General features: G+C 34.2%; 25 protein-coding genes, 3 tRNA genes and 1 pseudogene. 18 read left to right on the forward strand and 11 right to left on the reverse strand.

Annotated features, from left to right (window positions below):
- Positions 1-3: 3 nt before the first annotated feature.
- Genes wTKK_RS03165 through ccmE form a run of 5 tightly spaced genes read left to right on the forward strand, consistent with a single transcriptional unit; the run spans position 4 to position 4,179 of the window.
- A complete protein-coding gene (locus wTKK_RS03165) occupies positions 4-1,446 on the forward strand; it encodes a complex I subunit 4 family protein (RefSeq protein WP_407512022.1) in 1,443 nt (480 codons plus the stop codon).
- Positions 1,443-2,828, forward strand: coding sequence for an NADH-quinone oxidoreductase subunit N (locus tag wTKK_RS03170; RefSeq protein ID WP_407512023.1), 1,386 nt, complete (start codon positions 1,443-1,445; stop codon positions 2,826-2,828). Before wTKK_RS03165 ends, wTKK_RS03170 begins: the two co-directional genes overlap by 4 nt.
- Positions 2,829-2,832: 4 nt before the next feature.
- Positions 2,833-3,669, forward strand: coding sequence for a biotin--[acetyl-CoA-carboxylase] ligase (locus wTKK_RS03175; RefSeq protein WP_407512024.1), 837 nt, complete (start codon positions 2,833-2,835; stop codon positions 3,667-3,669).
- Positions 3,666-3,803 carry a CcmD-like small membrane protein gene (locus tag wTKK_RS06250; protein ID WP_458695411.1) on the forward strand — a complete coding sequence of 46 codons (138 nt, stop codon included), beginning with the start codon at positions 3,666-3,668 and terminating at the stop codon, positions 3,801-3,803. Before wTKK_RS03175 ends, wTKK_RS06250 begins: the two co-directional genes overlap by 4 nt.
- A complete protein-coding gene (gene ccmE / locus wTKK_RS03180) occupies positions 3,787-4,179 on the forward strand; it encodes a cytochrome c maturation protein CcmE (RefSeq protein WP_407512025.1) in 393 nt (130 codons plus the stop codon). Before wTKK_RS06250 ends, ccmE begins: the two co-directional genes overlap by 17 nt.
- 74 nt (positions 4,180-4,253) lie before the next feature.
- Here ccmE and wTKK_RS03185 read toward each other — a convergent pair whose 3' ends face one another.
- The 6 genes from wTKK_RS03185 to wTKK_RS03210 all read right to left on the reverse strand — a co-directional run bounded on the left by wTKK_RS03185 (position 4,254) and on the right by wTKK_RS03210 (position 6,977).
- Positions 4,254-4,688 carry a hypothetical protein gene (locus tag wTKK_RS03185; RefSeq protein ID WP_407512026.1) on the reverse strand — a complete coding sequence of 145 codons (435 nt, stop codon included), beginning with the start codon at positions 4,686-4,688 and terminating at the stop codon, positions 4,254-4,256.
- Between the two features lie 111 nt (positions 4,689-4,799).
- Entirely contained in the window at positions 4,800-5,117 is a 318-nt protein-coding gene (locus wTKK_RS03190; RefSeq protein WP_407512027.1) for a hypothetical protein, read from the reverse strand.
- Positions 5,118-5,209: 92 nt separating this feature from the next.
- Positions 5,210-5,683: a hypothetical protein gene (locus wTKK_RS03195; protein ID WP_407512028.1), complete on the reverse strand. Its 474-nt coding sequence runs from the start codon at positions 5,681-5,683 to the stop codon at positions 5,210-5,212.
- A gap of 83 nt (positions 5,684-5,766) precedes the next feature.
- Complete coding sequence (locus wTKK_RS03200) at positions 5,767-6,060, reverse strand: magnesium transporter MgtE N-terminal domain-containing protein (protein ID WP_407512030.1); 294 nt, start codon at positions 6,058-6,060, stop codon at positions 5,767-5,769.
- Positions 6,061-6,154: 94 nt separating this feature from the next.
- Positions 6,155-6,562, reverse strand: coding sequence for a hypothetical protein (locus wTKK_RS03205; protein WP_407512031.1), 408 nt, complete (start codon positions 6,560-6,562; stop codon positions 6,155-6,157).
- A gap of 339 nt (positions 6,563-6,901) precedes the next feature.
- A tRNA-Ala gene (locus wTKK_RS03210) sits at positions 6,902-6,977 on the reverse strand.
- A 299-nt stretch (positions 6,978-7,276) separates the two neighbouring features.
- On the opposite strand from wTKK_RS03210, the gene wTKK_RS03215 reads away from it, so the two are divergent.
- Both wTKK_RS03215 and nuoF read left to right on the forward strand, forming a co-directional pair.
- Positions 7,277-7,349 (forward strand) — tRNA-Lys (locus wTKK_RS03215).
- Positions 7,350-7,366: 17 nt separating this feature from the next.
- Positions 7,367-8,620: an NADH-quinone oxidoreductase subunit NuoF gene (gene nuoF / locus wTKK_RS03220; protein ID WP_407512032.1), complete on the forward strand. Its 1,254-nt coding sequence runs from the start codon at positions 7,367-7,369 to the stop codon at positions 8,618-8,620.
- Between the two features lie 22 nt (positions 8,621-8,642).
- On the opposite strand, the gene infC is transcribed toward nuoF, so the two are convergent.
- The 3 genes from infC to nuoI form a co-directional block, all read right to left on the reverse strand.
- Positions 8,643-9,161, reverse strand: a complete 519-nt coding sequence (infC, locus tag wTKK_RS03225; protein WP_407512033.1) for a translation initiation factor IF-3 — start codon at positions 9,159-9,161, stop codon at positions 8,643-8,645.
- 12 nt (positions 9,162-9,173) lie between these two features.
- Entirely contained in the window at positions 9,174-11,075 is a 1,902-nt protein-coding gene (gene thrS / locus wTKK_RS03230) for a threonine--tRNA ligase (protein WP_407512035.1), read from the reverse strand.
- Positions 11,076-11,260: 185 nt separating this feature from the next.
- Positions 11,261-11,743: an NADH-quinone oxidoreductase subunit NuoI gene (gene nuoI, locus wTKK_RS03235; RefSeq protein WP_407512230.1), complete on the reverse strand. Its 483-nt coding sequence runs from the start codon at positions 11,741-11,743 to the stop codon at positions 11,261-11,263.
- A 131-nt stretch (positions 11,744-11,874) separates the two neighbouring features.
- Here nuoI and mnmE point away from each other — a divergent pair, with 131 nt between their 5' ends.
- From mnmE to wTKK_RS03260, 5 genes and pseudogenes are all read left to right on the forward strand, one after another.
- A complete protein-coding gene (gene mnmE / locus wTKK_RS03240) occupies positions 11,875-13,203 on the forward strand; it encodes a tRNA uridine-5-carboxymethylaminomethyl(34) synthesis GTPase MnmE (RefSeq protein ID WP_407512036.1) in 1,329 nt (442 codons plus the stop codon).
- Between the two features lie 47 nt (positions 13,204-13,250).
- A tRNA-Ser gene (locus wTKK_RS03245) sits at positions 13,251-13,338 on the forward strand.
- Between the two features lie 166 nt (positions 13,339-13,504).
- Complete coding sequence (locus tag wTKK_RS03250) at positions 13,505-14,509, forward strand: NAD(P)/FAD-dependent oxidoreductase (RefSeq protein ID WP_407512037.1); 1,005 nt, start codon at positions 13,505-13,507, stop codon at positions 14,507-14,509.
- A gap of 654 nt (positions 14,510-15,163) precedes the next feature.
- Positions 15,164-16,553 (forward strand): annotated as a pseudogene (terL, locus tag wTKK_RS03255) (phage terminase large subunit).
- A gap of 129 nt (positions 16,554-16,682) precedes the next feature.
- On the forward strand, positions 16,683-17,204 hold the full coding sequence (locus wTKK_RS03260) for a pyrimidine dimer DNA glycosylase/endonuclease V (protein ID WP_407512038.1): 522 nt from the start codon (positions 16,683-16,685) through the stop codon (positions 17,202-17,204).
- Positions 17,205-17,411: 207 nt separating this feature from the next.
- On the opposite strand, the gene trmB is transcribed toward wTKK_RS03260, so the two are convergent.
- Positions 17,412-18,056, reverse strand: coding sequence for a tRNA (guanosine(46)-N7)-methyltransferase TrmB (trmB, locus tag wTKK_RS03265; protein WP_407512040.1), 645 nt, complete (start codon positions 18,054-18,056; stop codon positions 17,412-17,414).
- A 103-nt stretch (positions 18,057-18,159) separates the two neighbouring features.
- Between trmB and wTKK_RS03270 the strand changes: the two genes are divergently transcribed.
- The 3 genes from wTKK_RS03270 to wTKK_RS03280 are packed head-to-tail and all read left to right on the forward strand — an operon-like array spanning position 18,160 to position 20,471.
- The gene (locus wTKK_RS03270; RefSeq protein WP_407512041.1) at positions 18,160-19,812 is read left to right on the forward strand and encodes a 30S ribosomal protein S1; all 1,653 of its coding nucleotides are present in this window, start codon (positions 18,160-18,162) and stop codon (positions 19,810-19,812) included.
- Between the two features lie 19 nt (positions 19,813-19,831).
- Positions 19,832-20,110: an HU family DNA-binding protein gene (locus tag wTKK_RS03275; RefSeq protein WP_407512042.1), complete on the forward strand. Its 279-nt coding sequence runs from the start codon at positions 19,832-19,834 to the stop codon at positions 20,108-20,110.
- 43 nt (positions 20,111-20,153) lie between these two features.
- A complete protein-coding gene (locus wTKK_RS03280; protein WP_407512043.1) occupies positions 20,154-20,471 on the forward strand; it encodes a cell division protein ZapA in 318 nt (105 codons plus the stop codon).
- Here the strand turns inward: wTKK_RS03280 and wTKK_RS03285 are convergent.
- On the reverse strand, positions 20,449-20,715 hold the full coding sequence (locus tag wTKK_RS03285; protein WP_407512232.1) for a succinate dehydrogenase assembly factor 2: 267 nt from the start codon (positions 20,713-20,715) through the stop codon (positions 20,449-20,451). The genes wTKK_RS03280 and wTKK_RS03285 overlap by 23 nt on opposite strands.
- A 100-nt stretch (positions 20,716-20,815) precedes the next feature.
- Here wTKK_RS03285 and rseP point away from each other — a divergent pair, with 100 nt between their 5' ends.
- The 3 genes from rseP to wTKK_RS03300 are packed head-to-tail and all read left to right on the forward strand — an operon-like array spanning position 20,816 to position 24,833.
- Positions 20,816-21,931 carry an RIP metalloprotease RseP gene (gene rseP / locus wTKK_RS03290; protein WP_407512044.1) on the forward strand — a complete coding sequence of 372 codons (1,116 nt, stop codon included), beginning with the start codon at positions 20,816-20,818 and terminating at the stop codon, positions 21,929-21,931.
- Positions 21,932-21,938: 7 nt separating this feature from the next.
- A complete protein-coding gene (gene bamA / locus wTKK_RS03295) occupies positions 21,939-24,272 on the forward strand; it encodes an outer membrane protein assembly factor BamA (RefSeq protein WP_407512045.1) in 2,334 nt (777 codons plus the stop codon).
- Positions 24,273-24,833, forward strand: coding sequence for an OmpH family outer membrane protein (locus wTKK_RS03300; protein WP_407512046.1), 561 nt, complete (start codon positions 24,273-24,275; stop codon positions 24,831-24,833).
- The last annotated feature ends 2 nt before the right edge of the window (positions 24,834-24,835 follow it).

The raw sequence follows: 24,835 nt of genomic DNA on the forward strand, positions 1-24,835 counted from the left end.
AAGGTGTTGTTACTTAGTATATTCTTACTTCCACTGATAGGAGCGTTGATTTTATCCTTAATCAGGATTAATCATCAATCTATACACTTAAGATTCCTTGCTCTATTTTTTGCTGTACTTCCATTTTTGCTTAGCATTGTAGCTTGTATAGAATTTGATTATAACGATACGAACTTTCAGTTTGTCAGCTACCCAATTAGAAATGTTGGAATAGGGATAGATGGTATATCGTTGCTTTTCCTTCTGCTTACAACTTTCTTGTTTGTAATTTGTATACTCTACAACTGCAAAATGAGTTATACAACCCTTAGGCTATATATGGTATTATTTCTACTGCTTGAGAGTTTTGTAGTCGGTTTTTTCGTTTCACTGAATGCTATAAGCTTTTATGTGTTTTTTGAAGCTGTTTTAATACCAATGTTCTTTATTATTGGCATTTGGGGAGGAAAACACAGGGTATATGCAACGTTTAAGTTATTTCTTTATACATTAACTGGCTCATTATTATTTCTACTTGGATTGGTGTACATCTATAGCACTTTTGGGACGTTTAATATACAAAAATTAGCTACATTAGTGCCAAACCTTGATCTTGAAGTGCAGTCATTGCTGTGGATTGCATTTTTTATTTCTTTTGCAATAAAAGTACCGATGTTTCCATTTCACACTTGGCTTCCTGATGCACATGTGCAATCACCAACTTCTGGATCTGTGATTTTAGCTGGCTTGCTTATTAAGATGGGGGGATATGGATTTTTAAGGTTTTCTATTCCAATGCTTCCTCAGGCAAGTTTGTATTTTTCAAATTTCGTTGTTGTGCTGAGCATTATTGCGGTGATATATGCTTCGCTAGTTGCGTTTGCTCAAGATGATATAAAGAAGTTAATAGCTTATTCTTCAATAGCACATATGGGGATCGTTACCGCTGGCCTCTTTTCATTTTGTGAGGAAGGAGTACTGGGTAGTATATTTCAAATGATTAGTCATGGCCTTATTTCTGCTGCTTTATTTTTATGTGTTGGAATGCTATATACTCGAACTGGGACTTTGGAGATTGCAAAATATTTTGGCATAGTAAACACAATGCCAAAATTTGGTTTTATGTTCATTTTATTTTCAATGGCTTCAATAGCGCTACCTGGAACATCTGGGTTCGTAGGTGAGTTTTTGGCTATGGTTGGGATGTTTAAGAGCATAGGGTTTTTTACAGGATTTGTCGCACTTGGCACTATTTTAAGCGCAGTTTATGTGCTGAATTTATGTAAGCAAATAATATGGGGGGTTAGCTATTCTAAATTATTAAATAACCGTTTGGATAGCATAGAATTTTCTGTCTTAATTCTGCTTGCAGTGTTTGTTATTTTCCTTGGATTTTACCCAAACCTTGCACTGAATTATTTGAAGCCATGTATGGCAAATTTGTTAGTCAAATATAATGCGTTATGAATTATATACAGATATTGCCGGAAACGTTCTCTATTATCTCCTCGTTGGTGTTGTTGCTGCTTGGGATTATATTTAACCGCAGAACTATCAACTTATTAGCACTTGGCTGCACAGTGGTAACTTTGATTATTTTAATTCTTTCTGCAGAAAACAATGAAATTTTTCTCTTTAATTCGTTGTTAAAACTCAATTTATGCATCAGGTCAGCCCAAGGGTTAATTCTCAGCACAGGAATTTTAATACTTTTGATGCTGAATTTATCAAAATATGACTATAAATATGAATTTTCAATACTGATTCTTTTTGCACTGTTTGGCATGATAACTTTAGTTTCGGCAAATAGTATGATTTCTTTTTACTTAGCTTTTGAGTTGATGAGTATATCTTTGTATGTTCTTGCGAGCTTTAATAAAGATTCGATTTATTCATGTGAAGCAGGAGTGAAATATTTTGCACTTAGTGCACTATCTTCCTGCATTATGCTATATGGAATGTCTCTGCTTTATGGATATACAGGACAAGTCAATTTCCCTGAGCTCGGTTCATTCTTGCAAAACCATCAGATAACTTATGGAATAGTTTTTGGGTTAGTCTTTCTCCTAATTGGTTTGTGTTTTAAGCTTGCTATTGCTCCTTTTCATATGTGGGCTCCAGATGTCTATCAAGGTGCACCTACCATAGTAACTGCGTTTTTTTCTACGGCCCCAAAAGCTACACTTGTAACATTTTTAATTCGATTGGTGAATGAAGAGTTAGTAAATGTAAAAAGTTATGTTCAGCCTATTTTCTTATACGTTTCAGCATTGTCTGTGCTTATCTCAGCTTTTGGGGCCTTGCGTCAGCAAAACTTAAAAAGGCTGTTTGCTTACAGTTCAATTGGTCACATTGGTTTTATATTTGCTTCACTTTCTATTTTTACACAAGCAGGAACAGATAGTGCCTTAATGTATCTGGTGATGTATATCATCACAAGCATAGGGCTATTCTCATATCTCGTACAAATTGACGATGATGATTGTGATATTGCAAATTTATCTGGTATAGGAAAAAAGCAACCAATTTTAGCATTCCATCTTTCTATACTATTACTCTCGATGTCGGGAATACCTCCACTTGCAGGTTTTATCGCTAAATTTTTTATATTCAAAAGTTTAATAAATTATGGCTTTATCAGCCTGTCTTTGATTCTTGTAATAGCGAGTGTGATATCATGCTACTATTATTTAAATATCATGAAAGTTATGTATTTTGATAAAGCTAGTGGTAATAAGGTTGCTTATTCTAGGGGTCTATTCATTATCACTTCAGTGGTTTCACTGATCAATCTCGTTCTTTTCTTGTATATAGAAGATCTTGACTCACTCATTAAACTAAAGGGCTGACAAGGTGATCCTTGAAGGTTTTCGTATTTATCATTACAAAGAAGTTCTAAGTACTAATAAAGAAGCATTGGGTTTAATTGAGAAAGGGATATCTAATGAAACTATTATTATTGCCGATAAACAAGCAGAAGGCAGGGGACGTACTGGAAAAAGCTGGATTTCTCAAGAGGGTAATCTCTATGCAAGTTTGATAATTAACCAAGAAAAGGATGTCAGCAAATTGACAGAATTGACTTTTGTGACTGCTCTTGCTGTTGGAAATACTTTATTATCGTTAAATTTCTTGAATAATCAAATACACTGCGACGTCATCCCAGTGCGTGACACTGGAATCCATACTTTTTCTTCTGGATCCCAGTGTAAAAGCACTGGGATGACAAGAGATCAATTCATAAACGATCTCAATCTTCAACATAAATGGCCAAATGACATTCTAATCGATGGCAAGAAAATAAGCGGAATATTGCTTGAAAAAAAATTCAATTCAAATTGGCTCATTATAGGAATTGGAGTTAATATCAATCATGCGCCACTTCCAGGCACAACGTGCATTAGCAATTACGGTGAATCTGTGTCTTACATGGATCTATTAAAAGAGTTAATAATAAACTTTAATAAGCTAAGAAAGCAATGGCTATTTGATGGGTTTTATGCTATAAGAAAAATGTGGTTAAAAAAAGCATTCAAAATGAATGAGCAAATCAGTGTAAAGTTAGCTGACAAATTGTATGAAGGAATTTTTGCTGATATAGATAAAAGTGGTAAATTGGTATTGCAGCGAAAGGATGGAAGCTTAATTTATTTTGATGCAGGTGAGTTATTTATTGGCAGTGCATTATGAATACGTATGTAATTTTTGCTTACCTTATTAGTTTTACGTTGATTACCGGAGAACTGATCCTTACCATTTCTTGCTATACTAAAAGTAAAAAAATTCTAAAAAGCCTGAAAGATAATAATGAAGAAGAAATATAAGCGATTAATTATAACTTTAGGAATTTTCTGCTTTTTAAGTTGCATAGTCTTTTTTATTTTAACAACGCTCAAAGAAAATATCTCATTTTTCTATACAGTAAGTGAAGCCATAGTCTTGCCAAATAATCAAAAGCCAATCCGTGTTGGTGGAATGGTTGTTGAAAATAGCGTGATACGGAGCGAAAGCGAAGTGGTTTTTCAAATGACAGATTTTAATAAGAGCATTATGGTGAAATATCAGGGAATACTTCCACCAATGTTTTCAGAAAAAAGTGGTGTTGTTGTGCAAGGTAAAATATTTGATAATAGTACCTTTCTTGCAGATACGGTGTTTGCAAAACATGATGAGAACTATATGCCAAAAGTTTTAAAGTAGATTCCCTAATGCAGCTGTATTGAAATGATATGTAGAGAGAGTAACAGCCTGCTAGTAAGCTGTTACTTTCCTAACTACCATAGTATATCAGAGTGAGTTGGTGCTTCCCATTCTACGTTATTATGGTCAATTATTGCTGCTTTTAACCCTTGAACTTCTCCCCTTAGGTGATCAAGTTCTTCTGCCCATGTTCTATAGTTTTTATTATTATCAATAAATCCATCCTGTTGAATTAACTCATTCAAATGAGATAAACCTTTGGCCAAGCGTTGGTTTGTATCAAGAGAATCTTTTCGAAGTTGTACTATGTTTTTGATAAGTGAGACATTCAAATTAGAAACAAACTTCTCATTTAAATCGTAGATTAACTTATCCATAACTTGATAGACGTAATGAATTGTTGCAATTTTATCTTCAATGTCCTCAAAGTTTGTGGGCTTAACTTTAACTTCTATATTGTCTATTTCTTCAAAGTTATTTTCGCTTTCTTGTTTACTGTTGTTACTCATGTTAGCTCCTATTGAAATGGCATATACAGACTGGTATGAGGCTGTTACTTTCTTATACTTTACAACATGTCATAATAGGGTGGCGCCTCCTCAGGTAACATATCATTTAATTTAGCGGTTAAATCTGCTAGATTTTTTTTGTAATCCTTGAGTTTCGTCGCCTATTATATCTTCCAAACTTTTAACTTTAGCTTGCTCTTTTTCTAACATAGTATTCAAGCTAATAATAAGTTGTTTATTAATATTATTAACTAATTCATCAATTGCTTTTTTAACAGTACCACCACTAACCGCTTTTTTAAGGTCCTGTATATCCTTACCAGTACCTGTCTTAAGTGTAATAAGATCAAGAGCGCTTATAAGTTGTTTTCCACTATTATCAGTAACATTATCCACTCTTTGTAAAAGGTTTTGCGAGTTCTCACTCATATAAATTACCTCTAAATTACCTCCATAAATTATTAAAGTTTAAATTATTTTTTAGTTTCACATGCACACTGTTGATTTATCAATATCCAAGTTCACAATAAATGATCTGTTACTGCAAACTCAGCATTAACATTTTGAAGAACGTAAGTTGATGGATGTGCATCATTCCAATTTGCTTCACTCTTCTCAGGAAGCATTCGTTCAACCTTACTCATAAGGTCTTTCATTTTTTCATTTTGCTCGTTAAATTTTTCCTTCAATGCATTAATAATAGCACTAGACTGATCTTTACTGCCAAGATCACCAATCACAGATATAACTTTCTCGTGAGGCAATCTGTGAATAATATCTTTAAGCTCTCCTGCACCTAAATTATCCAAAAGTTCTTTAAACTGCTCATGAGACATACTATGAGCAAAAGCTTTAAGTTTTTCTGGGTTGTTAGCTAAAGACTTAACAACCATCTGAATCTTATCAGAATCATCAGTTAACTCTCGAGTTACTATTGCAAGTTTCTCATGGTCTAGCTTATTAATTAAATTATGTAATTTATCTCCTTCTAACATTTTACTAGAGTTGGAAGTCGATCTTTTAATGTTTCATATAAAAAGAGTGTTGAAAGTTTTCTCATCTGCATCTTTTATTAATTCTACAAACTGATCATTGTATTAATAACTTCCTGAAACTGATCCATTTTCAAGTGAGAGAAAGTTTCTTTTACTTGATCTAGGTTAAAGTCTTTTACTAAGTTTGCAACCTGATCCTTATTTAATAAGGGGACTATTATTCCTAACTTTTTTGAATCCAATGTGTGAGTAAGGGCTTTTAATTGATGATTGGTTAGATGATTCACTAAAGCTAGGAATTGGTTATCTGTTAAGTGCTCCCCTAAGACCTGCAACTGGTTTGAGCTCAGCTCAGGAATTATTTTGTAATTGCTCATTATTAAAAGTATTGGCAAGAGTTTTGAGTTGGTTGCTTGTTAGACCCTGAGCAAAGATTTTAGTAAACGTGTTAGATGACATCATTTCTTCCAATCAATTAGACAATATTATTTCTTTCAAATTACTATAATCATTATATGATATACTCTTGTTTAGTACTACACTGTGTAAGAGGCTAATAGTAGGCTCTTCAGAATCTCTGTCTATCATATTTCCTTGATAATCTGACAAGTAAATTTGATAATCATCACCGCTATTTTCAAGTCTAATATATTGGTATTCCACTGGTTCTATAAGAATACATGAGGATCCTTCTAACGATGTGGGTTTTATACTTACCAACCTGGCATTAAAGTATGCAAGAGAAAGGCATGGTATTGAAGCAATTACATTTTTTGCTTGGTCACAGACAGTAATGAAAGGATACTGTATTATTCCCGGTCTTACTTCAAATTTTGGGTAAAGAACACGCATTTCATCATCTAACGCTTCAAAATTCACTTTGGCAAGATTATATTCAGAATATTTTTTCTGCCTGTAACGTAGGGAGATTGTTGAAACTGTTCAAAAATAGGAATATCGTTAGTATCACTAAAAGATTCTCCAGGCACAATCTTAAAAATATGTTTTTCTCCACTCATAGGTATTACCAAACCAATTTAATTATATCTATTATAACATTTATTGATTAATTTATTACCAAGTTAGAATGTGTTGGAATTATAATGACAAACATCACTTGTGTTAGGAAAAGTTATAAGAAGAAATAGGGATTTTTGGGAAATAGCTTAAAATAAGCTGTTTTGATAGGACTTATAGTATCCTAGGGATAATATAGATTGGTGGAGGCAAGCGGGATCGAACCGCTGACCTTCTGCGTGCAAAACAGATGCTCTACCAGCTGAGCTATGCCCCCAATTCCCACTTAAAGCATAAATCACTCACGCTGAAATGCAAGAAATATTTATCTGTTATGTTATTACTCAATAGTGTGCAAACTCTGCAGTTATGTAAAATTCTCTATCTTTTTAGAGTTGTATTTCAGCTTTGCCAAATAAATCTGTTAATTAACAAGAAATTTTCCTTCAAAAATTTTTAATTAAATTACCACTAACGCAGTATATTATATAATTTATTTAACCACGCATGAAAATTTTAGTTTGATTAAAACAGATAAAAACTATATTACTGTTTAGTGTATCTGAAAAATAAAATGATCCCGTAGCTCAGCCGGTAGAGCAACTGACTTTTAATCAGTGGGTCACGCGTTCGAATCGCGTCGGGATCACTTACAATCTTAAAAGCATGCTAAAAGAACAGGACAAAATATTCACAAACTTAAATGGTAAAGAAACACCACTACTTGAGGGTGCAAAAAAACGTGGCAGTTGGCAAAAAACAAAGGAATTACTGGATTTAGGATCAGAAAAAATCATTGAGGAAGTAAAGAAATCTGGCTTGAGAGGTCGAGGGGGTGCAGGATTTTCTACTGGCCTTAAGTGGAGCTTTATGCCTAAAAATACTTCAAAAGCGTATTTAGTAGTCAATGCAGATGAGTCAGAACCTGGTACGTGTAAAGATAGAGATATATTACGATATGAGCCATATAAGTTACTTGAGGGAATTCTTCTAGCTGGCAGAGCGATCAGCGCATCAGTTGCATATATTTATATCAGGGGTGAATTTTATAATGAATATTTAGTTCTAAAAAAGGCACTTGAGGAAGCCTATAAAGAAAACTTAATTGGAAAAAATGCCTGCAAATCAGGTTATGATCTTGATGTATTCATTCACAGAGGTGCAGGAGCTTATATATGTGGAGAAGAAACAGCTCAACTTGAATCAATTGAAGGAAAAAAAGGCTTTCCTCGCATGAAACCTCCATTCCCTGCGGGTGTTGGACTTTTTGGCTACCCAACCACAATAAACAACGTTGAAACTATAGCCATGGTTCCAGATATTCTAAATCGTGGAGGAGAGTGGTTTGCATCTCTGGGTAAACCAAATAATACTGGCACTAAGGTCTTTTGCATTTCAGGGCATGTAAATAATCCATGTAATGTTGAAGAAGAGCTCGGAATTTCACTGCGTGAATTAATTGAAAAATACGCAGGTGGAGTGAGAGGAGGTTGGGATAATTTACTTGCTGTAATACCTGGTGGGTCTTCAGTCCCATTAATTCCAAAATCTATATGTGATACTATTGAAATGGATTTTGATTCATTAAGGGCTGCACAATCAGGGCTTGGTACTGCTGCTGTAATAGTGATGGATAAATCAACTGACATAATAGCTGCAATAGAAAGATTATCACATTTCTATATGCATGAGTCCTGCGGACAATGTACACCATGCCGTGAAGGCACTGGATGGATGTGGAGAATTATGAGAAGAATGGTAGCAGGAAATATTAAACCTGGTGAAGTAGATAAGCTACTTGACCTTACAACTCAAATAGAAGGGCATACAATTTGTGCACTTGGCGATGCTGCAGCTTGGCCAGTTCAAGGATTAATCAGACATTTTCGTCATATAATTGAAGAGAGGATAGTAACTTAACTTATACTTTTAAATGATTTTACTACTTAGCAGCTAAAGTTAAAGAATATTGATTTCCTTCCCTTTTAGGTGCTAATTCTACTTTTGCAATATCTTCAGCGTCTCTAATTAGCCGTTCTAATTTTTTCAGCCCAACTTCAGTGTTTATAAGCTCTCTCCCTCTAAATCTCATTGTGACTTTAATTCTATGTCCATGCACAAGAAAATCCCTTGCTTGACGCAATTTTGTTTCGTAGTCGTGATCACCAATATTAGGACCCAGTTTAATTTCTTTTATAGTTAATGTTTTTTGTTTCTTTTTTGCTTCACTTGCCTTCTTTTTTATATCGTACTTTTGTTTGCTATAGTCCAGTATCTTACATACTGGAGGAGTTGAATCAGGTGCGATTTCCACCAAGTCTAAATTAACACTTTGTGCAACTTCCAAGGCTTGCTCTATTGGAACAATTCCGACCATTTCACCACTATGATCAACTAAGCGTACCTCCCTAGCTGTGATGAGTTCATTAATTCTGTTTTTATTGTTCTTTTTGACTTGCAAATTTTAGCTCCATTAATTCAAATTAATAATTTCTAACAGCAATTCAGTAGCATTCTCCAAAGAAAAAGACTCCTGTTTTTCCGATCCTAAATTTCTCACTGACACGGTTTTATTTGTAACTTCATTTTTGCCTATGATCCATAATATAGGTACCTTACTTGAACTATGCAAACGTATCTTATAGCTAATTTTTTCATTGGTCAAATCAGTTTTGATTCTCACACCTTGTTCTTTTAAAACGTTGCTGATTTCTGTAGCATAACCGTCAGCCTCATTTGTAATGGTCAGAATAGCAAGCTGTGTTGGAGCAAGCCAAACTGGAAATTTTCCTGCATAATTTTCTATTAAAATTCCAATAAAACGCTCAAAAGTTCCAAGAATTGCCCTATGTAACATGACAGGGTGATGCTTGTGCCCGTCTTCTCCTATATAAAAAGCTCCAAGCCGCTCCGGTAAAATAAAATCAACTTGCAACGTTCCACATTGCCAATTTCTACCTATTGCATCTTTCAAAACAAACTCTAATTTTGGACCATAAAATGCACCTTCACCAGGATTAAGTTCATAACTAAGCCCTGCTTCCTTAACTGCTTCAAGCAGTGCTCTTTCAGCTCTATCCCACACTTCATCATTACCTGATCTAGTATCTGGACGGTCTGAAAATTTCACAGAAATTTCATTGAACCCAAGTTCTGAATATACTTCTTTTAAAAGGTCACAAAACTTCACAGTTTCAGAATTCACTTGTTTTTCCATACAAAAAATATGTGCATCATCTTGCGTAAAACCACGCACTCGCATCAGTCCATGCAATGAGCCTGAGCTTTCATTTCTATGGCATGTGCCAAACTCTGCCATACGTATCGGTAAATCACGATAGCTTCTGGTGCAAGAATTAAAAATCTGCACATGACAAGGGCAATTCATGGGTTTTATTGCTAGTTTTTTACTTTCAGATTCATCAATAATGAACATATTTTCACGAAACTTATCCCAATGTCCCGATTTTCCCCACAGCTCTTTGCTTACTAAAATAGGGGTTTTTACCTCAAAGTAGCCATTGTTCATTAACTTTTTTCTGATGTAAGACTCAAGAACATTATATAAAGTATATCCCTGTTCATGCCAAAAAATCTGCCCAACAGCTTCCTCTTGAATGTGAAATAAGTCCATATCCTTAGCAATTTTGCGGTGGTCGCGTTTTTCTGCTTCTTCCAGACGTTTAAGATAAGTATTTAATTCATCCTTATTTCTCCACGCGGTGCCATATATTCTTTGCAACATTGGGCCCTTAGAATCGCCACGCCAGTATGCACCTGCTACTTTCATAAGTTTAAACGCTTTAACTCTGCCAGTTGATGGTGAGTGCGGACCACGACATAGGTCTACAAAGTTGCCTTGTTTATAAACAGTTAGGTTTTCGTTTTCTGGTATTGATGAGACAATATCAACCTTGTATCTTTCACCTATATCACTAAAGAAATCAATTGCCTGCTTACGAGTCCAAACTTCTCGGACGAATCTGTGGTTACTTTTTATAATTTCCTTCATTTTTTTTTCTATTGCAGTAAGATCTTCCGTGTTAAAGGCACGATCTGTGGCAAAATCATAGTAGAAACCATCTTGAATTGTTGGCCCGATAGTAATCTGAGTATTAGGAAAGAGCTCTTTTACTGCCTGTGCCATTATATGAGCAGCATCATGCCTTACTATATCTAAACCCGCTTCGTCACTCAGTTGTATTACCTCTATCCCTGTATCAGATTCAATTTCACGTGAGAGATCATACAACTCACCATTTACCTTGAAGGCAATTGCTTCTCTCAAAGCATCGGGTTGTAATATATCAAAGCCAGTGACTCTACCACTGTATTCTTTTACTTTTTGTTCGGCTAAAAAGGTAACTTTTATCATTCATGAGACCTTTTGTCATCCCAGAGCTTGACATTGGGATCAATGTTTCTTTCTTTTCTAGACTCCAGCGTCATGCGCTGGAATGACACCAAAAGATGAGCTACTGATCTTTCAGTTAAATAACAGTTGTACAAGAGATCTATTACATACTTGCTGTAAGAAATTTTAATTGTTGACATACCTAGTTAATAATAGGGACTGTTCTTTTTTAACCTGAGTGCAATTGCTTCCTCCCAAACTTCACCATTACGCAATAGCTTTTCTTTATTATACATTAGCTCCTCTCTTGTTTCAGTAGCAAATTCAAAGTTAGGACCCTCCACAATTGCATCAACTGGACATGCTTCTTGGCAAAGTCCACAATATATGCATTTTGTCATGTCAATATCATAGTGTGTGGTGCGGCGACTACCGTCTTCTCTTTCCTCTGCTTCAATAACTATTGCTTGAGCAGGGCAGATAACTTCGCATAACTTACACGCTATGCATCGTTCTTCACCATTTGGGTACCTACGCAACGCATGCTCACCACGAAACCTTGGACTTAAAGGGCCCTTCTCTATAGGATACCTCAAAGTAACCTTTGGTTTAAACATATATTTTAATGTAATAACAAACCCTTTAATTAACTCCACAAAAGACCAGTACCAAGCTAATTTCTTGAGCATAAAATATTTAAAACTTGTGTTAGTCATTATAAATCATATTATCAGTTTTCAAAATAAATATTTTCACCTGGGTGACTTTTTAGGTATTTTGGTTTCTTAAGTGTAATATTGCTAAGTAGTTAATATCAATAATGACAAACACAAATGAAACTATTTTCGCTCTATCGACCGTATTTGGTAAGTCAGGAGTTGCAGTAATCAGAATTTCAGGCAACTACGCGCTTAAAGCTTTAAATCATTTTCATATTAAGAAAGAAATTAAACCAAGATTTGCTACTTTAGTTGATCTATATGATGATTCCAGTCAATTGATAGATAATGGAATAATTATCTATTTCCCTGCTCCAAACAGTTTCACTGGCGAGGATGTTATAGAGTTACAAGTGCATGGAAGCAAGGCCGTCATAAAAATCATCTTGGAGGAATTATCAAAAATTTTCGTTATGGCCAGGCCTGGAGAATTCTCACTTAGGGCTTTTCTAAATGGTAAATTTGACTTAATGCAAATAGAAGGGATTGCAGACTTAATTGATGCTGAGACGAAAATGCAAGCTAAACAAGCGATTAAGCAGATATCAGGAGAATTGGAGAGAGTATACAGCAATTGGAGGCAAAGATTGATAACGATACAATCCAAAATCGAAGCATATATAGACTTTGCAGAGGACATTTTGGCAGAAAAAAGTGAATTGGAAAAAATTAATAATGAAGTGCAATCTCTTATGCAGTTGATACAAGAGCATTTAAATGATAATAGACGGGGCGAAAGGTTGCGTGAGGGTTTACATATTGTAATAACTGGTGAACCAAATGTCGGTAAATCAACTCTGTTTAATTTCTTAGCCAAGAGTGATATTGCTATTGTTTCTGAATATGCAGGCACAACAAGAGATATACTTGAAGCTCATATTGACATTGGTGGATACCCAATCATTCTCTCTGATACTGCTGGAATTCGTGAGAGTTCAGATCCAATAGAATCAGAAGGTATAAGTCGAGCGAAAAAAAGGTCTTTTGAAGCTGATTTAAGAATAGAACTATTTCCTTTTGAACAGCGTCATAATATCAATTGCAACGTTGTAAATAGCGATACTATTTATGTATTGAGCAAAGCTGACGATGTTATCAATAATCACAATATAAAAATTAATTGCATAGATCTTTTACCCATTTCTATTCTAAAGGGGATAGGTACAAACAAATTGATCTCTCTCATAAAAGAGAAGGCAAAGGAAAAATTTGGGCATGATAGAGACACTCCTGTGATTACTCGGCAAAGACATAGGAATCACATGCAGAAAGCACTGGAACATTTACAGCGTTTTAATATCGATAATCCAATTGAGTTGATATCTGAAGACTTGAGGCTTGCTGCATTTGCACTTGGTGCAGTGATTGGAACTATTAATGTTGAGGAAATATTGGATAGTATATTTAGCAAATTTTGCGTGGGCAAGTAAAGCTTTTATAGATTGCTTAAAATCAAATATTGTGATACAAAAGAAATGGACGGATGGCCGAGCGGTTTAAGGCACCAGTCTTGAAAACTGGCGTACGTGATGAGCGTACCATGGGTTCGAATCCCATTCCGTCCGCACAGCATCTCGCTATGATAGCTGATTTAGAGCTTATTGAGACTATGTGGTTCATAACGCTAGAAATCTTATCTAATCTAGCCACACCTTTTAAAAATACATCCCTTTGTAATTTGACCTTGTTAGCAAAGAAAGCTAATATCTACAAATAGATCACCATCTGAATATGGAAACCGATATCGTAATAATAGGTGTGGGGCCTGTTGGAATATTCACTGCTTTTCAAGCGGGAATGCTTGATATGAGATGTCATGTAATAGATGTTTTAGATCAAGTAGGAGGACAATGCACAACTCTTTACTCAGAAAAGCCGATATATGATATACCTGGTTATCCTGTAATTACTGCCCAAAAATTAATTGAGCGACTAATGGAGCAAGCTTCACCGTTTGAGCCTGTTTACCATTTAAGTCAAAAAGTGGAAAAGATTTTAAATAACGAAGGTGAAAACTTTACTATCATAACGAACATAGGTACAGAGGTAAAATGCAAAGCCGTTGTCATTGCTGCAGGTAACGGAATGTTTGAACCTAACCGTCCACCCTTAAGTGGTATATTAGAATATGAAAATAAATCTGTATTTTATAATGTAAATAAAATTTCTGATTTTCATGACAAAACTATAGTCATTGCAGGGGGGGGGGATTCTGCGGCTGATTGGACTGTAGAACTTTCTAAAGTTGCAAAGAAAATTTATGTGATACATAGGAGAAAGGAATTTCGCTGCACTCCTGAAACTAGAAATAAATTAGAATCACTTGAAAATAATGGAAAGATAGAACTGGTAGTGCCATATCAATTACACAAACTAGCAGGAGGTAATGGGCAATTGAGCGCAGTGATAGTAAAAAACATTGCCTCTCAGGAAGAAAAAGAAATATCCGCTGATTTTTTGCTGCCATTTTTTGGATTGTCAATGAATCTTGGACCAATAAACAGTTGGGGTATAGAGTTAGAACATGGCCGCATAACTGTCGACCCCGCTACACTTAGAACCAGTAGAGATAGAATATATGCAATCGGAGATATAGCTGCTTATCCAGGCAAACTAAAATTGATACTAAATGGCTTTGCTGAGAGCGCCATGGCTTGTTATCACATATACAAAGTAATTCACAATTCTCCAGTTAATTTTCAATATTCAACTTCAAAGGGAATTCATGGAAATTAAAGAGTCAGGAGATCCATGAACCTACATGGAGTTATCTCAGGCATAAGGGAATACAAACGAAAAAGATTACTTTACAAATTTCCCCAACTCCCTTGCCATGACAATAAGAGTACTTATCCTTGTTTTTGACCTGCAGGCTCAATGATAAAATTCAGTAAAAAACTCAGATATTTATTGGCAAATTACACAAAAATTATAGCGGTTGCATGTCTTTTTTATTTTTTCTACATTCAGCCAAAACGCCCTTTAAATAAGCGTTAGCACATTGTTACAATGCCAATTTACATTATTATAGGGTCAAAACTCTTTACACGGGGGTTCTTTTGCCTTTTTCATTTGGTAAATTCTTAATACTTGTAACTAAAGCTTCAGGCCAGAACTTGATGCTGGAATCCAGAAATCTTTTGAGCACAAAAGTTATGCTAGGTTTTTGTTGGTAAGAAACCAGTGTCAGCTACTCGGATGACACCAAAGGGGCACTTGGATAGAGGCTACTTGAATAAAACCATCATAAGGTGAAACTAGATTCCAGTGTCAAGCACTGGAATGACAAGAAAAGGGCTACTTGGATGACAAGAAAAAGGAGGCTGATATGACACCAAAGAGGCTGACACCACCATAAAGTAAATTCCACTCACACTATAGGAGACTAACATGAACTTTTTAAAATTTGTCGAACTATTCTTTCAAACGGTAGTACCGGGGTGTGAGTATAATGATTATCAATATATAAAAGTCATAGCGGATAGGCTTGAAGCGGCAAGTTCAGGTGAAGTGAAAAGAATAATATTCAATATGCCGCCACGTTCAATGAAGTCCATTTGTCTAAGTGTTGCGTGGCCTGCATGGATACTCGGGAATCAGCCAACTGCAAGAATAATAGTTGCAAGTTACTCTCGGTTGCTTAGCGAGAAGCACTCACTCGATACAAGGTGCATAATGCAATCTGATTGGTATAGAGAGCTATTTCCGAAAGTATAATTATGCAAAGATCAAAACACTAAATATAAATTTCAAACAGTGCAGAGAGGATGTCGAATTGCAACCTCAGTTGGAGGAACATTAACCGGTGAAGGTGGAGATTTCATTATCGTGGATGATCCACTAAGTCCCGCACAAGCTTTGAGCAAAACATTTAGAAAGCGTGCTGCAAACTGGTTTGATCAGGCTTTAGTAACCAGGCTCAACGACAGAAAAAAAAGGAGTTATCGTTCTTGTGATGCACAGACTCCATTTAGAAGATTTAACTGGTCACCTCCTCTGTAAACCAAGAAACATATTGCATCATGTCTGTTTACCAATAACAGCTGAAGATAAGGAGATTACTTATTCAGTTAATAATCTGATTCCAGAGCATGAACAGGAAATATACTCAAGAGAAGAAGGTCAATTGTTGTATTCCCTAACTGAAGGAAAAGAAGAAATTGAGATGATAAAAGCTGAACTTGGGAGTTATGGTTTTTCTGCTCAATACCAACAAAACCCTCTGCCACTTTCAAGTGGTATAATTAAACGAGAGTGGTTGAAGAGCTATAAAAATTTTCCTGATATCCTCTTGCATCTAACACAAAATTGGTATACTGCAATTTCAACGAACAATACAAGTGACTTTAGTGTCTGCACTACCTGGACAAAAGTAGAGAATACATTCTATTTACTCGATGTATATCGCGCAAAACTTAAATATCCAAAACTTAAAGAGAAAGTTCTATCGCTGGCTGCAAGGTGGAAGCCACACGCAATTTTAATCGAAGCAAAAGCAAGCGGTCAGCAATTGGTTCAGGAGCTCAGGAAAAACAGTGATTTACCTATTATTCAAATAGTACCACATGATGACAAATTAACTAGATTTCACCGAATTGTCCCAATTATACAATCTGAGCGGGTTTTTCTCCCTAAACAAGCAGTATGGCTTAGCAACTTTGAGTATGAGATTTTAATGTTTCCAGAAACCCGTCACGATGATCAAGTAGATAGTATCGTGCAATATCTTCAGTGGGTAAGAAATAATATTGCTCTAGTGGCAGCTATACGTTCATTGTAGCTTGAAAAGGTTCTTCATAATTGTGTATAATTTTTTAACTGAGCTTATTTAACTTATCCATTTTCTGAATGATACTTTAGGGTTTATTGAAATAAATACTACACAAAAATTCTATCTCTGGGTGCTTAGATGAATATCTTTATATTAGACGAAAATCCTGTAACTGCAGCACAAATGTTATGCGATAAGCACATAGTAAAAATGCCGCTAGAAACTGCTCAATTGCTTAGCAGTGTTTTTTCAATAGCATTAAAAGAGCCAAATCCTTTAGTCAGCATTACAAACCAGAATATAGAAGTTCCATATAAAATTACTCACAAAAACCATCCTTGTTCTTTATGGGCTAGACAGTCAAAAGGAAACTTTGATTGGTTAATAAAACATGGAAAAGAATTGTGTATAGAATATAGCTTGCGATACAAAAGAACGCATAAATCCGAAGAAGTTATAGATTGGTGCGATAATAACAAGGATTTGCTAATATTTCGATCAGCTGATATACAAGCTTTTACACAAGCGTTACCTGATCGATATAAATGTAGTAACCCAATAGAAGCATATAGAGAATATTACCTAAAAGAAAAGAGGAGATTTGCTAAGTGGGAAAAAGGTAGAGAAGCACCAGGTTGGTTGCTAGACAAAATGCTATAGGTTATAAAATTATCCAACCGATCGTAAAAAAGGTAGAATTTAAGTTGCAAAAGCAATGCTGGCTGATAACGTTGATGTTTATCAAGTTTATTGATCTTTCCATTTGTGAGATTAAAGAATTCAGTAAACTGTTATTCACAGTGTATGGTAGGCTACTTCCACTACAGAGTGTCATGTACACATCTGTACTAACAAGCAGAGGTAAATCTAAGTCAGTTTAGATATAACATTTACTTTAAAAAACTTTATTTTACGCTGATATTCTAGCGCTTTTCTGTGGTATTTTGTTGGGGTGTAATTTGCAAAACTATCTTCCTTATAGGTTAAAAAATTACACTGCTTTATATGTAACTCTATCCACTCTGCGTAATCCTGATGATCAGTTGCAATAAATATTTCCCCTGTGACAAGTATTTTTTTTGCTAATAAATTTAAAAATTCCGTATTAATTAACCGTCTTTTGTTGTGACTTCTTTTTGGCCATGGATCTGGAAAGAGAATAAAGAATTTTTCAACACTGTGGTCAGGAAAATTGACAATTAATTCTCTTGCATCTTCTGTCCATATTAAAATATTTTTTATGCTGTGTGCTTCTATGCTTTTTAGCAAGGAAGAGACCCCCCTTAAATAAGGCTCACATCCTATAAATAATAGATCAGATTCATTGAATGCCTGATGGAGTATATTTTCACCATTACCGAAACCTATTTCTACCCGTATTCTTTTTTGTAAGTCTACGATCTTTTTTATAGATTCCTTGCTATTTTTAATAGAATGCTTCTCCAAAACATTCAACTTCAACCTAGATCTTCTGGAAAATGACCTAATCCAATTATTATTCCTAGATAACATATCTTATATAACTTAATCTTTTATAGCTTAAACAATTCTCGAAATGAATTAATGAGAATTTACTTGTCACTAATTATTAATATTATATAATATATGAGTTCTAATGAAGTTGAAATTAAAAGGTATGGAAAGTACAGTTGCTATCAAGAGGCTATCATCAAATAGGTTCATAGAAGAGATATTTCAAGATCAATTTGATAATCAAGACAATGACTTTTGTGAAGATTCTTTTGCTAACAAAATCAAAGAAGGAGATGTGGTAGAAGGTATAATCACAAGAAGAAATTCTAATGACATTGTGGTTGGTGTTGGTTTAAAGTCAGATGGAAGAATTCTGATTAAGGAGCTCGGTTGTAATGATGATATCACTGTTGGCTCGAAAATTAGAGTTTACGTTGAAAGAATTGAAGATTACCATGGTAATGTTGTTCTTAGTCGTGAGAAAGCAATCAGAGACGAAAAATGGAATAAATTGGAAGAAAGCGCAGTTACAAAAGATGAAGTAACAGGAATCATTAAACGCTCAATTAAATGCGGTTTTATTGTTGATCTTGGTGATGGAATAAGTGCGTTTTTACCTCTGAGTCATGTGGATTTGAAGCAAATAAAAGATGCTAATCACCTTATTGAAACTGAACAAAAATTCATCGTTCTTAAAATGGATAAGAAGCAGGGGAATATTGTAGTATCAAGGAAGTTGATATTAGAGAAATTGCATGCTGGTGAAAAAATTAAGTTTTTAGAATCTTTAAATGAAGGTGATGTAGTAGAAGGCAAAATAAAAAGCATCACTCACTACGGTGCATTTGTTGGCATTCATGAATCAGATACAGTGGGAGTTATAGATGGACTGCTACATATTACAGATATCTCTTGGAGTAATGTAAGTCATCCATCTGCAATTTTTTCTTGTGGTCAGCATATAAAAACTAAAATTATAAAAATAGATAGAGAAAATGGAAAAATCTCCCTTGGTGTAAAACAATTAGGAGATAATCCTTGGCAAGATCTAGAGTCAAAATGTCCAATTAATAGCGTACACAAAGGATGTGTGACGGGTATAAAAGATTGTGGATTCATTGTTGAGATTAAACCTGGGATTGCGGGTTTGGTACACTCATCAGAAATAACTTGGAGCAAGAGTAATTTACCAATCAGTAGTTTTGTAACAGTAGGACAAGAAGTGGATGTAAAAATTCTCAGTATTGACATTATTAAAAATAAGATGAGTTTAAGCACAAAAAGGTGCGTAGAGAATCCTTGGCAAGTATTTATTGATAAATATCCTCTTGGTTCTATTGTTTCTGGTAAAGTTAAAAGCAACAATGGTTCACAAATATCTGTGACTTTTGATAATTCTGAGATATCTGAGGACGTAGAAGGGACAATTTATATGCAAAATCTAAGTTGGTCGAAAAACAATTCAGATGAGATAAAAAAGTATAATGTAGGTGATGAAATAGAAGCAAAAGTGATAAGGGCTAACGTAGATCGGACAAGAATTTATCTTGGAGTAAAGCAAATAGAGTATGATCCTCTTGAAGAACTGATAGAGAAAGTTAAAGTAGGGGATAAAATTCATGTTACTGTAAGTAAGAGAGAGGAAAATGGTCTAATCGTTGAGCTTGAGAACAATGTAACCCTTTTAGTAGATCAAGAGCATTTGCCAGAAAATAAAAAGTTTTCTATATCAGAAAAAATACAAGTTGAAGTAGTAGGTATTGAAAAATATAATATAATATTATCTGCCAAATAACTTCTTGTGCTTCATATAAATGGCAACGAAATCTGATATAATAGCAAAAGTGGCAAAAAAACACCTTTTGTTAGATAAGGTCATTATAGCAGTCATAGTTGATAGTTTCTTTCGAGTGTTTTCAAACACGTTGAAATATCATAACAGAGTTGAAATCAGGGGCTTTGGTTCTTTTTCAATTAGAAGCTATAACTTGAAAGAAGCAAGTAATTTGAGGTCACAGAAGATTGCAAAACATCAATACTTTAAAACTTATTTTCGTAGCAGTAAAAAGTTATCCCTCTTGATAAATGAATGAAAATCTATATTGTAAATTTGAGAGTTGCACAATATAGCATCATATGCAAGTAGTAGAAATAGTTATACGTAATAACACATATAAAATATCTTGCGAAAGTAAAAAGAAGGACCATTTATTACAACTTGCTAATAGCTTCAACAAGCTAGTTACCTCCATATCTCAAAGAACTGGAGGTAAGGGCTCAGATGCATTAAATTTCTTACTTGCAGCATTGACTCTCGAGGACAAAATTTTAGAATTAACAAAGCGATTAGACGAAATAAATCAAGAATGCAAAAAGTATAGGGAGAAAAAAAGAGTAGAATATGCTGGAGTATTAGATAGGGTAAACAAGATTATTGGGTGTATAAGTGATTAAAGCAAGCAATCAAATTGACTACCTCACTACTTAAATCAGGTGGGAGAAGTTTCTTACGAGTTATGTAACAATACAATTCGCAATCATCAAGATCAACTATTTTTTCGTATTCAATTAGTTCACTTAAGGAAAATTTGTCAAGATATTTCAACGCAAAATGCCCTAAAAGTATATCAGTTTCTTTACAACCCCTATGCCAACTCCTATACATCAGTTTTCTTCTTAATAAGGAGGTATCTATCATTGTCATTAAACTTTCTTTTTAATTTAAAGACTAAACTAAATACTTGTCAAGCAAGGCGCATTTTAATATACTCAACGTTTGATTAAGATTTAGAACATAGGTGGAATTAGTTTCTCATCAACTTGGCGCTGGAATATATTATTTTTTATCGTTTTCTTTAATAATTTCTATCATAGTATTCGTGCATGAATGTGGGCATTATATTGTCGCTAAAGTATGCAAGGTTAAAGTTGAATCTTTTTCTATAGGCTTTGGTCCTGAAATTTTTGGTTTTAACGACAACTCTGGGACTAGATGGAAATTAAGTGCCTTTCCATTGGGTGGCTACGTTAAAATGTTGGGGGATACTAATGCAGCAAGCGTTCCTGTCGATCAACAAAAATTAACTGAAGAAGAAAAACTATACTCATTCCATACAAAACCTCGATATCAAAAAGCAGCAATAGTTTTTGCAGGGCCTTTTGCAAACATGATATTTACCGTTATAGCTTTCACAATATTTTTCAGTGTGGTAGGTTATTATCGTACTCCACCAGTAATTGGTAATGTAATTGAAGAAAGTGCAGCAGAGCAAGCTGGCCTATTACCAGGTGACACTATTACACAGATCAATGAGTACAAAATAAAATACTTTGAAGATATTTCACGCGTGATAATGTCCAACCCTGAAACAAGAATAGAAATTAGGTATAGCAGAAATAACGAAGAGTACAGAACTATTCTAACTCCGTTTACAGTTGAGGATAGAGATGTCTTTGGTAACATAATAGAAAGAAAAACTATAGGAATTACCTCAATGAATATGATAGGGTTAAAACAGTCATCTTTTCTTGGAGCTGCTAGCCTATCAGTGAATGAAACCTACCATACTATGTGTTTAACAATCAAAGCACTCTTTCAAATTGTTGTTGGTAAAAGGAGTATAAATGAAATAGGTGGGCCAATAAAAATTGCAAAATATTCAGGGCAATCAGCTAAAAAGGGACTTATGATGGTTCTATATTTTATGGCAATTATTTCAGCTAATTTAGCTGCAATTAACTTGCTGCCAATACCAATACTAGATGGTGGGCATTTATTTCATTATATTATAGAAGCAGTTATACGTAGAGATTTGAGTTTGAAATATCAAAAATATGCAGTCACTTTTGGTGCTATCATACTGTTTTTGTTGATGGCAGTTGCAATCACAAATGATATTAGGCATCTTTTTTAAGATACATATGAAAAAGTTATTTCACATACTAATAATAATACTTACTTCTTTTCCTACTCTACTTGTTGCTCTAGAAAATAAAGAAAAAGTACAGATAAAAAATATTAAGTATATTGGCAATGAGCGAGTAAGTGATCAAACAATAAGGTTTTATACAAAATTAGAACCAGGTAGTCATATAAATGATGATGATGTAGACTCAGTTATAAAAGATTTATACAAAACAAAGTTATTTGCTAGTATTAACGCCTATATCGACGATGAAAAAAACTTAGTAGTAAAAGTTCATGAGAGCCCATTAATTAATAAAGTAATATTGAAAGGCAATAAGTTATTTAACAGTAAAGAGTTGCTAAATAACGTTATCCAGTCAAAATCACTAACTATTTTCACTGAAACAAAATTACAAAACGATTTAATAAATCTAGTTACTCTTTATAGGAACAGTGGTAAAATTGGTGTTAAAATTGCATATGAGCTAGATAAACTTGGTAGCAATAGGATAAACCTAATTTTTAAGATAAAAGAAGGAAGAACATCTAAAATTAAGGGTTTACGATTCATAGGTAATAAAAACTTTTCAGCAAATGAGCTAGAGCAAGTTATCAAAAGGAATAGCAATGATATATTTAGTAAGTTATTTAGAGCCATTTTTAAAAGAGGAACTCATTATTCACCTCAATATCCACTGATTAGCACAGAACTGCTTGATCGCTTCTATTCATCTAAGGGGTATATTCAAAATAATATCCAACCAATTGTTGAGGTTGATAATAACAACCAAATAGAGTTAACTTTTTTGCTTAATGAAAAGCAGCAATACTTATTTGGAAATAATGAAGTTGATATTGAAACTGAGATTCAGGATTTAAGTTTAAGGGAAGAAATATTAGAATTTATCAAAGAGGAAAATAATCAAATATTTAATAGAGTTAAAATTAACAATACAGCAGAAAAAATCAGTAAACATTTAAATGAAAAAGGATATATATTTGCAAAAGTTAATCCAGAATACACACAACATAACAATATTGTGGATGTAACTTACAAAGTGCTACCAGGTAAAAAGATTTATATAAACCAAATTACTATTGATGGCAATGACCGCACTTTAGATAAAGTAGTTAGAAGAGAACTTAGCATAGCAGAAGGTGACGCGTATAACACATCTGAGATTCAAAAATCACGTAGAAAACTTCTATATAGCGATTTTTTTGAAACAGTAAAAATAAATAGTTATATAGTGGATGAAAATGCAGCAAATCTTGATTTAAATGTCAAAGAAAAAAGAACTGCCTCGTTATCTTTAACAGGTGGCATGTCCCTTCCTGGTGGAGTATTTGTTAAAACCGATTTCACAGATCGTAATTTATTTGGTAGTGGTAAAGAGGTATCTTTTGCTCTTGAAAAAAGTCAATATGTCTTCTCTACTAGTATAGACGCTGTTGAAAATAATTTTAACGATTCTGATACTTCACTAGGCATGAGTATTTTTTATGAAAAACAAGACAAACCAAACACTACTTTCGATACCTCCAACTGGGGAGGAATAGCAAAAGTATCATATAAAATCTCAGAAAATCTAACCAATTCCTTTCAATATTCTTATAAGTATAATCACATACACATGGACAATAAGGGTGGAAAAGATGAGGATATCTCTGAGATAATAAGAGATCAAGAAGGTAAGTATCAGGTTTCATCAGTGGGATACACGTTAGCGTACAATAAACTGGATAACCTCTATACTCCTAAAGAGGGATATTTATTGCGTTTAAGTCAGGATATTTCAGGATTATGGGGAAATGTAAATTTCCTAAAATCTGAATTCTTATCTTTTTATATACACCCTATATTAAGCAAAATTGATGATGATATAACATTGCGCTTTAAAGTAGCAGCAGGTCATATTTTTTCCTATACTAATAAAGAGCTCAACATTGGCCAGCACTTCTTTAAAGGTGGCAATGAGATTAGAGGATTTGACCTTTCCGGAATTGGACCAAGAGCAGAAGACAAAAATCAAAGCTCATTGGGAGGCAAAACTTATTTTAATTTAACACAGCAAGTAGATTTTCCACTATCTAAATTATACGACTATGCTGGTATCAAAGGCTCACTATTTGTTGACTATGCAACACTTTTTGGTTTGGGTGAAAAGAAGGGATATAGTGGGAAATATTACGATAGTAAGCTTATGAGAGTATCACTAGGTTTTGGCTTTTCAATGCCTTCTCCTTTTGGTAGGCTGAGATTAGACTTTGGGTTTCCTTTAGTAAAGGAAGCTTATGACATAATACCATCGACAAATATTAAAATTTCTATTGAAGCGGGGATTTAAATGAAATATATACAGTTATCTACATCAGTTATTGCCTTAATTATTTCCTTATTAGTGGGGTATAAGTTTGTAGGGTATCAACCTCAGAGCGCGATTAATACAAAGGCTGCCATTGTTGATAGTGACAAAGTTATCAATGAATCTCTGGCTCTGCAAAATATACAACAACAAATAAAGGAGCAGAATTCTAGATTACAGCAAGAATTTGAAAATGAGTTAGAAAAATTTAAGCCATCGAAAGAAGAATTTGACCTTTTTTCAGAAGAAGCAAAAAAAGAAAAGACGGAACAATTTAGTAAGCATACTGTAAGCGTTAGGGATGATTACGCCAAGAAAATGTCACATTTAGAAGAAAATTATCGAGAAGCAGTAGAAAGTGTCCTTAAAAAGATAAAAGAAGTTGCTAAAAGAACGGCAGAAAGAAACAATATAGATTTAGTACTATTTATTTCAAAAAAGAATCAAGTTTTATACTCCATGGATGAAGTCGATTTATCGGATGTGGTATTAAAAAATGTAAACAAGGAAATACCTGAATTTGCTTTGCAAAGTATTGAGTAGGA

This window comes from Wolbachia endosymbiont of Trichogramma kaykai, assembly GCF_045765165.1.
In the GTDB taxonomy this organism is placed as follows: Bacteria; Pseudomonadota; Alphaproteobacteria; order Rickettsiales; family Anaplasmataceae; genus Wolbachia.